Origin of the sequence: Gordonia alkanivorans NBRC 16433 (assembly GCF_000225505.1) — a bacterium.
Taxonomy (GTDB): Bacteria; Actinomycetota; Actinomycetes; order Mycobacteriales; family Mycobacteriaceae; genus Gordonia; species Gordonia alkanivorans.
Genome location: NZ_BACI01000099.1, coordinates 142,691 through 152,430, shown reverse-complemented (window position 1 = coordinate 152,430; position 9,740 = coordinate 142,691). Strand labels below are relative to the sequence as shown.

Sequence of the window (9,740 nt, the reverse complement as noted above, 5' to 3'; positions counted from 1 at the left end):
CCTGGTGAGACGACGTCGCCAGACCCTTCGTGGCTCGCTCCGCTCGCACCTCAGGGAGCGGTGGCGCGGCAGCTCCCTGAGGGATCGTGAACTAGCCTGCGGGCCAGTACTTCTTGCGCAGTTCGCCCTTGACCAGCTTGCCGGTCGGTGTGCGCGGCAGCTCGTCGACGAAGTCCACCGACCGCGGTGCCTTGTAGGCGGCGATGCTGTCCTTGGTGAACGCGATGAGCTCATCGGCCAGTTCGTCGGAGGGCTCACGACCATCGGCGAGCTGGACACACGCCTTGACGACCTCACCGAGATCCGGGTCGGGAACACCGATCACCGCGACGTCGAAGACCGCCGGATGGTTGATGAGGACGTTCTCGGCCTCCTGCGGGTAGATGTTCACGCCGCCGGAGATGATCATGAAGGCCTTGCGATCGGTGAGGTACAGGTAGCCCTCGTCGTCGACGTAGCCCACATCGCCTGTGGTGGACCAGTTCTCGTGTTCCGGGTGCTGGGCCTTGCGGGTCTTCTCCGGATCGTTGTGGTACCGGAAGGCGACGTCCTCGCGTTCGAAGAAGACCTGTCCGACCTCGCCGACCGGGAGTTCCTTGCCGTCCTCGTCGCAGATGTGGACCACGCCGAGCAGCGGCTTGCCGACCGAACCCGGGTGGTCGAGGGCCTCCTGCGGCCCGATGAAGGTGGCGCCGGCGGCCTCGGTGGACGCGTAGTACTCGTGGATGACTGGACCCCACCACTCGATCATCGCCTTCTTCACCTCGACCGGGCAGGGCGCCGCGGCGTGGACGGCGATCTTGAGGCTGCTGACGTCGTATGAGTTGCGGACCTCCTCGGGGAGCTTCAGCATGCGGATGAACATGGTGGGTACCCACTGGCTGTGGGTCACCTTGTGGTTCTGGATCGCCGCGAGTGCGGCCTCCGGCTCGAAGCGGTCGAGCATGACCACCGTGCCGCCGACCGAGTTGGTCATGCCGCAATAACGCAGCGGCGCAGCGTGATATAGGGGAGCGGGGGACAGATACACCGACGAGTCGTCGAACCCGTACATCGGCGCGAAGATGGCTGTGTACATGTCGGGGACCTGATCCACCTGGCCGTCGGGCATCGGGGTCTTGATGCCCTTGGGGCGGCCGGTGGTGCCCGAGGAGTAGAGCATGTCGGTACCGCGCGGCTGATCGGCGCGAGGTTCCGCGGACGCGTTGGCCAGGACCTTGTCGTAGCTGTCGAAGCCCTCGAGGTCACCGCCCCACACGAGACGACGGCCGGTGCCGGTGAGGGCCTCGACCTCGCCCGACCGCGAGACGGCGTCGGCGACCGAGGCGCCGGCGAACAGCACCTGGGCGTTGCAGTCGTCGAGGATGTAGTTGGTCTCGGCCGCGGTGAGGTGGCTGTTGACCGCGGTCACGTACAGGCCGCTGCGCAGTGCCGCCCAGTACACCTCGAAGACATGGAGATCGTTGGCGGACACCACCGCAATGGTGTCGCCGCGCTCGAGACCCAGCGACTCCAGGTAGTTGGCGAGCCGCGTCGAGTTCTCGTCGAGCTGACGGTAGGTCAGCTGTTCGCCGGTGGCGGCACGGATGACGGCGGGCTTGTCCGGAGTGGACTTGGCGAAGACTCCAGGGAACAAGGGTGCACTCCTCAGACGAAGGGAACGTTCACCCCGAACGTCCGTTATCTAACGATCGTTCGGGGTGTTGTGTGTCACAGTACCCTAGGCCTCCCGGCCGATCTCACTGCCTTGTGAGGACGACCCGAGTTGTGCTCAGTGGTTCGCCAGGAACCGATCCATCGTGCGTTCGGCGAGTGCCGTGATCGTCAGCGCCGGGTTCACCAGGCCCACGGCACCCGGTACGAACGAGCCGTCGACGACGTAGAGGTTGCCGTAACCGCGGACCGCCCCGTCCATCGATGCCGCGTCTCCCATCACGACGCCACCGAGCCCGTGGTACGTACCCGCCGAACCGAATCCGACGGCGCGGGTGTAGATCGGGACGCCGTTCGCGGGACGGCCGTGGCGTGCCTCGGTGCGCTGGTGGAACTTCCCGACGAAGGCGGCCGCCTGGCGGTCGACCTTGTTGCGTCCCTCCGGAAACGGATAGTTCAGCTTCGCCGTCCGGCTCGCGTGGTCGAAGTCGACCGTGCCGCGTTCGTCGGTGTGGGTCTGTACGAGGTGGGTGGTCCCGGCCTTGCCCAGGGGCGCCGGAAGCGGAGTGGCCTGATAGACCATCGACATCGGCGTCTCGGTGAGACGGTCCTCGTAGATTCGCGCGTACCCCGGTCCGCCCTGGACCAGTCCGAAATCGTCGGACGGGTTGGTGCGGATCATCAGGAAGTCGCCATTGGTCCCGAACCCGTCGCCGATACGGGGGGAGAGCCGGGGCAGAGTGCCTCTCGCCCGGGCCTCGACGAGCATGCGGGTGGTGTGGAACGAACCCGCCGCCATGAAGAGGTGATCGGCTTCGGCGGTTACCGTCCGGATGGTGCGACCCTGCTCGTCGCGGACCCGGACGGTGACGACGAATCCCGCCCGGCGTGCGCGCGGTCGGATGTCGAAGACCTCGTGCATCGGCTTGATGGTGACGTTGCCCGTCCGCTCGGCGGCGGCGAGGTAGGTCCGGTCGGTCGACTTCTTGGCGCCGCTGTTCACGCCGTAGCTCAACTCGCCGACGATGACCGACGGGCGTTTACGGCCCGCCATCTCGGCGCGCACGATGTCCCAGTCGATCGCGAAATCGAAGAAGTGCGGGGTGGCGCCGTAACGCGCGATCACCTTCAGCCAGGACCTGGGCCCGACATAGTTGGGGTGCCTGAGGATGTCGGCCGGCATCGGTGAGACGCCGAGGGTCCTCTTGGCGCGCGGATAGTAGGTCGAGAGGAGCTCGGAGTAGTTCGCCGCGGCCGGGAAGATGTGCTCGAAGTCCTGACGCCGGGGGACCGGGGTGAAGGATCCGAAAACCAGCGAACCGCCGCCGACGCCGGCCCCGTAGACCGCCTCGATGCCGTTGCCGACCACGTGGTCCAGCACGCCCGGATAGGGCTCGACGGGGATGGCCGTGGCGCTGTTCGCGCCGGCTCTGTTGCCGAACCAGGCGGCGCGTTTGTCGGGGCTGGAGAAGGCGGCGAAGGTGTCGCCGTCGGGGCGGATCGGCCAGCGGCGGCCACGTTCGAACACTGTCGTCGTGAAACCGGCCTCTCCCAGCCGCAGCGCTGCGACCGACCCGCCGAAGCCCGTGCCGATGACGATCGCCGTACGACCCGGCGCGGCGTGCGCAGGTGCCGAGGTGGCGCTACCCAGCGCGGCGAGTGCGCCGGCGCCGGCGGCTGTGCCGAGAACGGTCCGGCGTGAGACGGAAATGCTGGATATGTCCAAGTTCACGCTGGAACCCTAGCGTGAGATGAGTTAGGTAAGGAACGCCTTACCGGGCTTTCGTGATGTGGGATGGCTCACCCGAACCTACCCTTCGAGCAGGCTTGCAGGTGGGTCAGTCCTTGGCCCGCACCGATTCCTCGACGAGGTCGAGGACCGCGTGCAGGTCGTCGGTGGGCTGACCCGACGCCAGTCGGGTGATCAGTCCGTCGAGAACGAGGTCGAGGTACTTCAACAGGACGTCGGTGGGGACGTCGTCGCGGAGGCGCCCGGCCTGGCGGCCTCGTTCGAGACGCCTGAGGGTGGCTTGTTCGAGTTCGGCCGACCGGGCCATCCACTCAGCCCGGAAGCTGTTGTCGGTACGCAACTTTCGCGCGATCTCGAGGCGGGTGCCGAGCCAGTCGAAATCCTCCGGCCGCGTGAGCATGTCACGCATGACCTGCACCAGACCCTCTTCGGCGGCGACATCCGCCATCCGCTCGGCGTCCTCATGCGCGAGCGCGAGGAAGAGCGCCTCCTTGTCCCGGTAGTGGTGGAAGATCGCGCCACGGGACAGGCCCGTGGACTCCTCGATCCTCTTGACGGTCGCACCGTCGTATCCGTACTCCGCGAAGCAATGCCGCGCGCCGTCGAGAATCTCCCGACGACGCGCGGCAAGGCGGTCATCACTGACCTTGGGCACGTCGCGTGCTCCTTGTCAGCCGTTGATCATGTTCCGCAGCACGTACTGCAGGATGCCTCCGTTGCGGTAGTAATCGGCTTCGCCGGGGGTGTCGATGCGGACCTTCGCATCGAACTCCACCTTCGAGCCGTCCTCCTTGGTGGCGGTGACGTGCACGGTCTTCGGGGTCTTGCCCTCGTTGAGTTCCTCGATACCGGCGATGTCGAAGGTCTCCGTGCCGTCGAGGCCCAGCGACTTGTGCGACTCACCCTCGGGGAACTGCAGCGGGATGACGCCCATACCGATCAGGTTCGAGCGGTGGATGCGCTCGAAGCTCTCGGTGATGACCGCCTTGACGCCCAGCAGGCTGGTGCCCTTGGCCGCCCAGTCGCGCGACGAACCGGTGCCGTACTCCTTGCCGCCGAGGACGACGAGCGGGATGTTCTGCTCGGCGTAGTTCTGCGCGGCGTCGTAGATGAACGACTGCGGTGCACCCTCCTGGGTGAAGTCGCGGGTGTAACCACCGGACACACCGTCGAGCAGCTGGTTCTGCAGGCGGATGTTGCCGAAGGTCGAGCGGATCATCACCTCGTGGTTGCCACGACGGGCGCCCAGCGAGTTGTAGTCCTTGCGAGCCACACCGTTGGCGTCGAGGTACTGCGCGGCGGGGGTGCCGGGCTTGATCGTCGACGCGGGGGAGATGTGGTCGGTGGTCACCGAGTCGCCGAGCTTTGCGAGGACGCGAGCGCCCTTGATGTCGGAGACGGGCGACGGCTCGAGCTGCATGCCCTCGAAGTACGGAGGCTTCCGCACGTAGGTGGACTTCTCGTCCCACTCGAAGGTCTTGCCCGACGGGGTGGGCAGGTTCTGCCAGCGCTCGTCGCCCTTGAAGACGTCGGCGTAGTCGGCGGCGTACTGCTCCGGCGAGATCGACGAGGCGATGGTCGCCTCGATCTCCTCGTTGGTCGGCCAGATGTCCTTGAGGAAGACGTCGTTGCCGTCGGTGTCCTTGCCCAGCGGGTCGTTCTCGAAGTCGAAGTCCATCGTGCCGGCGAGGGCGTAGGCGATGACCAGCGGCGGCGACGCCAGGTAGTTCATCTTCACGTCGGGGTTGATGCGACCCTCGAAGTTACGGTTGCCCGAGAGCACCGCGGTGGCGGTCAGGTCGTTGTCGTTGATCGCCTTCGAGATCTCCTCGGGCAGCGGACCCGAGTTGCCGATGCAGGTGGTGCAGCCGTAGCCGACCAGGTAGAAGCCGAGCTTCTCCAGGTAGGGCCACAGACCGGCCTTCTCGTAGTAGCCGGTGACGACCTGCGAACCGGGAGCCATCGAGGTCTTGACCCACGGCTTGGAGGTCAGGCCCTTCTCGACCGCCTTCTTGGCGAGCAGCGCGGCGCCGAGCATGACCGACGGGTTGGAGGTGTTGGTGCAGCTGGTGATCGACGCGATGGTCACGATGCCGTGGTCGAGGATCATCGAGCCGCGCTCTTCGGAGTCCACGCGCACCGGGTTGGTCGGGCGGCCCTCGGCGCCGTTGGCGGCCGAGTGCAGGGGCTCCGCGTCATCGTCGGCGAAGGTCAGCGTGGCCGGGTCGGAGGCCGGGAAGGTCTCCTCGACGGCCTCGTCGAGCTTGGTGTGAGCCGGGCTGTTGCCGTTCTCGACGTAGTTGTGGATGTCCTTGCGGAAGGCGTTCTTGGCGTCCCACAGTTCGATGCGGTCCTGCGGGCGCTTGGGACCGGCGATCGACGGGACGACTTCGGCGAGATCGAGCTCGAGGTACTCCGAGTACACGGCCTCCTCGGCGTCCTTCTCCAGCCACATGCCCTGTTCTTTGGCGTAGGCCTCCACGAGGGCGAGCGTCTCCTCGCTGCGGCCGGTGAGCCGCAGGTACTTCACGGTCTCTTCGTCGATGGGGAACATCGCACAGGTCGAACCGAACTCGGGGCTCATGTTGCCGATGGTGGCGCGGTTGGCCAGCGGCACCTCGGCGACGCCGTTGCCGTAGAACTCGACGAACTTGCCGACCACACCGTGCTTGCGGAGCATCTCGGTGATGGTGAGGACCACGTCGGTCGCGGTCACGCCGGGCTTGGTGGAACCGGTCAGCTTGAAGCCGACCACGCGGGGGATGAGCATCGAGACCGGCTGGCCGAGCATCGCGGCCTCGGCCTCGATACCGCCGACGCCCCAGCCCAGGACGCCGAGACCGTTCTCCATCGTGGTGTGCGAGTCGGTGCCGATGCAGGTGTCGGGGTAGGCGACGCCGTCACGGACCATGATCGAACGCGCGAGGTGCTCGATGTTGACCTGGTGGACGATGCCGGTGCCCGGCGGAACGACGCGGAAGTCGTCGAAGGCGCCCTGGCCCCAGCGGAGGAACTTGTAGCGCTCCTCGTTGCGCTGGTACTCGATCTCGACGTTGCGCTCGAAGGCCTGGGCGTTGCCGAAGGCCTCGATGATCACGGAGTGGTCGATGACCATCTCGGCGGGCGCGAGCGGGTTGACCTTGTCCGGGTCACCGCCGAGCTCCTTGACGGCGTCGCGCATCGTGGTGAGGTCCACGATGCAGGGCACGCCGGTGAAGTCCTGCATGATCACGCGGGCCGGCGTGAACTGGATCTCGATGCTCGGTTCGGCACTCGGATCCCAGTTCGCCAGGGCCTCGATGTGTTCCTTGGTGATGTTGGCGCCGTCCTCGGTACGGAGGAGGTTCTCGGTCAGCACCTTGAGGGCGTAGGGGAGTTTCTCGGCGCCCTTGACGGCGTTCAGGCGGTAGATCTCGTAGCTGTTGTCGCCGACGTCCAGCGTGCCGCGGGCGCCGAAGGAATTGATACTCACGTCTAAATCCACTCTCCTCGTGTACCGACGGGCTGCGTCGGCAATGCTCGATGAATTTCTGAACCCGGCGGGCTGCACCGGTGCCATCGGATGTCCGCGAGGCGACCCGCGACAACATCGTCCAGTCTAACAGTACGAGCGTACTGTCCAAGCGGGGTGTCGACGACACGCCGTCGACGACTCACGCTGTGGGCGAATACCCGGACGAGACCATTGTGTCGTACCGTGCAGGTCGAAGTCCGGCGAGCGTCCGCTTTGCTCGCCGCGGGGTGTTACCGACAGACAGGGGTGAGGACAGATGGGTCCCGAGCCGACGATGATGGTGCTGGCCGCACCCGCGGAGAACACCGAACTCACCGGGCTCGTCGGCGTCGACATGGCGCAACTGTCGCGCGACATCGCCGACGACGGGGTCGCCGGCGCCACCCCTGAGCAGGTCCCGGCGATGCTCGAGGTCATCGAGTACGCCAAGAGCAAGGGCCAGGACTTCAGCTTCGTGGTCGTCGACCAGGTCCAGCCTCGGTTCAGCCTCTACCGCGACATCGCCAATCAACTCCAGGAGCAGGTCGGCGGCACCGTCATCGTCCTCGGACCGAACTCGGTGGGCAGTTCCTCGCCGGAGTTCAGCCGCGTCATCCAGGAGCAGGCGACGCAGAACCTGACCCTGACCGACCCGCCCGGGGCGGCCCGGCAGATGGTCGACTCGATGACCGATTCGCACATCGATTGGACCGTCGTCGGTCTGCTCCTCATCCTCGTCGTCGTCCTCGGTGCGGTCGGTGCGCGATTCCGCACGCGGCGCGCCCGCGCGGCGGCCGTGACCGGTGCGCTCGGTCCCGTGACCCCCACCGGGGCGGGTACCGCGTCGTCCGACGACGCGGACGCCCCTCGCGACGCGACCCCGGCCGACTCGTCGGCCTCCACCTGACCTCTCATCTGGTCGTTCCCCGGCGTCGCTGACGACCGCTTCCCGCGGTCCGGCGGCGCCGTCGTCGTCGTGTGGCGCCCGATCCGGTTCGTCTACCGGTTTGTTGCGAATTCGAGACCTGGGCCATGGTGGTGAACTATCTGCAGTTCACAGCATTTTCCCAGGTAATCACCTCTTTGTAATTCATAACTTCCGGTTTTCTCGTGTGGTTGATGTGACGTACGGTTCTGATGTCGCATGTGTGACCTGTGTTTCCTGCAGGGGCGGATGCGACGAATGTGCAGGGTGAGGTCGGGGCGGCCCACAGCGGCCGTTCGATCGACATCCGGGGATCGGACAGGTCTTCGGAAGGAACCGCGAGGAGTTCAGGTGAGGCGACTTAGAACAGGTGCGTCCTGGCCGGCGCGCGTCACGGCGGCCATGGCTGCCGTTCTCATCTGTGCGGTCGGCGCCGGTCATGCCGTCGCGACCCCGAAGAAGGCGCCCGAGTCGCCGGTGAGCGGACTGATCAACGAGATCGCCTCGGTGAACCAGGACATCGCCGACCTCGACGAGGCACTCGCGGTCCGGCAGGAGAACGTCAACCGCGCGATCGTCGACTTCCAGAACTCGCTCGCCCAGCGGCGGCTGGCGACCGTCGCCGCCCGCGGCGCGCGCACCGAGCTCGACCGCGCCGGCCAGGCCGTCACCGAGGCGCAGAAGGCCTTCGACAACTTCGTCCGACTCGCGTATCAGCAGGGCCCGGAGCAGGGTTCGATGTCGAACTACGTCGCGTCCCCGGACCCCCAGGCGGTCCTCGACCGGATGAAGCTTCTCGACCAGGTCGGCAAGAAGCAGCAGGAGACCATCCGTCGTCTCCAGGTCGCCCGCAACCAGAAGGCCAACCGCCTCGCCGCGGTCGAGGCGACCCGGCGGCAGGCGGCGTTCGCCGCCAAGAGCGCCGATCAGCGCAAGCGTGACGCACTGAGCGCGGTCACCGAGGCCAAGACCGCCATCGCCGACCAGCAGGAGCGCAAGTCCTCGCTGGTCGCCAAGCGTGATCGCGTGCAGAAGAAGATCGACTCGATCCGCGGATACGTGCCCAAGAAGCAGGCCGCCGGACCGTCGACCCGTGACCTGCTGAAGAACATCTTCCCGGCGGCCCCGACCCTCCCGGACCTGCCGACGACCAACGTATCCGACAACGAACTGCTCGCGATCGCGGCGCGTGCCGCCGCCCGGATCGCCGTCGACGTGGGTTCCGCGGCTCTCGGCATGGGCCTCGACATGGGTTCGCAGATGCTCTCGACGATCATCGGCGAGCAGCGGCTCCCGCAGTCCGAACTCCTCAACGAGCTCGGCCTCGGAGGCATGGACCTCACCGGCAGCAGCGGCAACGACAGCCTGAGTTCCCGCCTGGGTTCGGGAAGCCTCGGCTCCCTGTTCGGCGGCTCCGGCGGCGGTGGCGGCTCCGGCGGCATGGTGCGGCCGGGTCTGCGCGGCCCACAGGCGGTCGAGATCGTCGTCAACCGTGCACTGTCGCAGCTGGGCGTCACCTATGCATGGGGTGGAGGCGACGTCAACGGTCCGACGCAGGGCATCCGCGACGGCGGCGTCGCCGACAGCTACGGCGACTACCGCAAGGTCGGCTTCGACTGCTCGGGTCTGATGATCTACGCCTTCGCCGGTGTCGGCATCGAACTGCCGCACTACACGGGCTACCAGTACACCTCGGGACCGCACTTCCCGCTCTCGCAGATGCGTCGCGGCGACATGATCTTCTACGGCCCGAACGCGAGCCAGCACGTCGCGCTCTACCTCGGTGACAACAAGATGGTCGAGGCCCCGCAGTCCGGCTCCGTCGTCAAGGTGTCGCCCCTGCGCACCAACGGTGCGATGCCCAACGTGGTCCGGCTGCTCTGAGAACGTCCGAACGACGGGCCGCGCATCTTCTTGGC

The 9,740-nt window shown here is 66.7% G+C and carries 6 protein-coding genes; 2 read left to right on the top strand and 4 right to left on the bottom strand.

The window, feature by feature from the left end; all coding sequences use genetic code 11:
• Positions 1 to 91: 91 nt before the first annotated feature.
• The 4 genes from GOALK_RS18995 to GOALK_RS18980 form a co-directional block, all read right to left on the bottom strand.
• Positions 92 to 1,636, bottom strand: a complete 1,545-nt coding sequence (locus tag GOALK_RS18995; RefSeq protein ID WP_006360454.1) for an AMP-binding protein — start codon at positions 1,634 to 1,636, stop codon at positions 92 to 94.
• 135 nt (positions 1,637 to 1,771) lie between these two features.
• Positions 1,772 to 3,385, bottom strand: a complete 1,614-nt coding sequence (locus GOALK_RS18990; RefSeq protein WP_006360453.1) for a GMC oxidoreductase — start codon at positions 3,383 to 3,385, stop codon at positions 1,772 to 1,774.
• 106 nt (positions 3,386 to 3,491) lie between these two features.
• Positions 3,492 to 4,058, bottom strand: a complete 567-nt coding sequence (locus tag GOALK_RS18985) for a TetR/AcrR family transcriptional regulator (RefSeq protein WP_006360452.1) — start codon at positions 4,056 to 4,058, stop codon at positions 3,492 to 3,494.
• A gap of 15 nt (positions 4,059 to 4,073) precedes the next feature.
• Positions 4,074 to 6,875: an aconitate hydratase gene (locus GOALK_RS18980; RefSeq protein WP_040004350.1), complete on the bottom strand. Its 2,802-nt coding sequence runs from the start codon at positions 6,873 to 6,875 to the stop codon at positions 4,074 to 4,076.
• Between the two features lie 298 nt (positions 6,876 to 7,173).
• On the opposite strand from GOALK_RS18980, the gene GOALK_RS18975 reads away from it, so the two are divergent.
• Positions 7,174 to 7,803, top strand: a complete 630-nt coding sequence (locus GOALK_RS18975; protein WP_006360450.1) for an Rv1476 family membrane protein — start codon at positions 7,174 to 7,176, stop codon at positions 7,801 to 7,803.
• A gap of 369 nt (positions 7,804 to 8,172) precedes the next feature.
• Positions 8,173 to 9,705 carry an NlpC/P60 family protein gene (locus GOALK_RS18970; RefSeq protein ID WP_127963010.1) on the top strand — a complete coding sequence of 511 codons (1,533 nt, stop codon included), beginning with the start codon at positions 8,173 to 8,175 and terminating at the stop codon, positions 9,703 to 9,705.
• Positions 9,706 to 9,740: the final 35 nt, after the last annotated feature.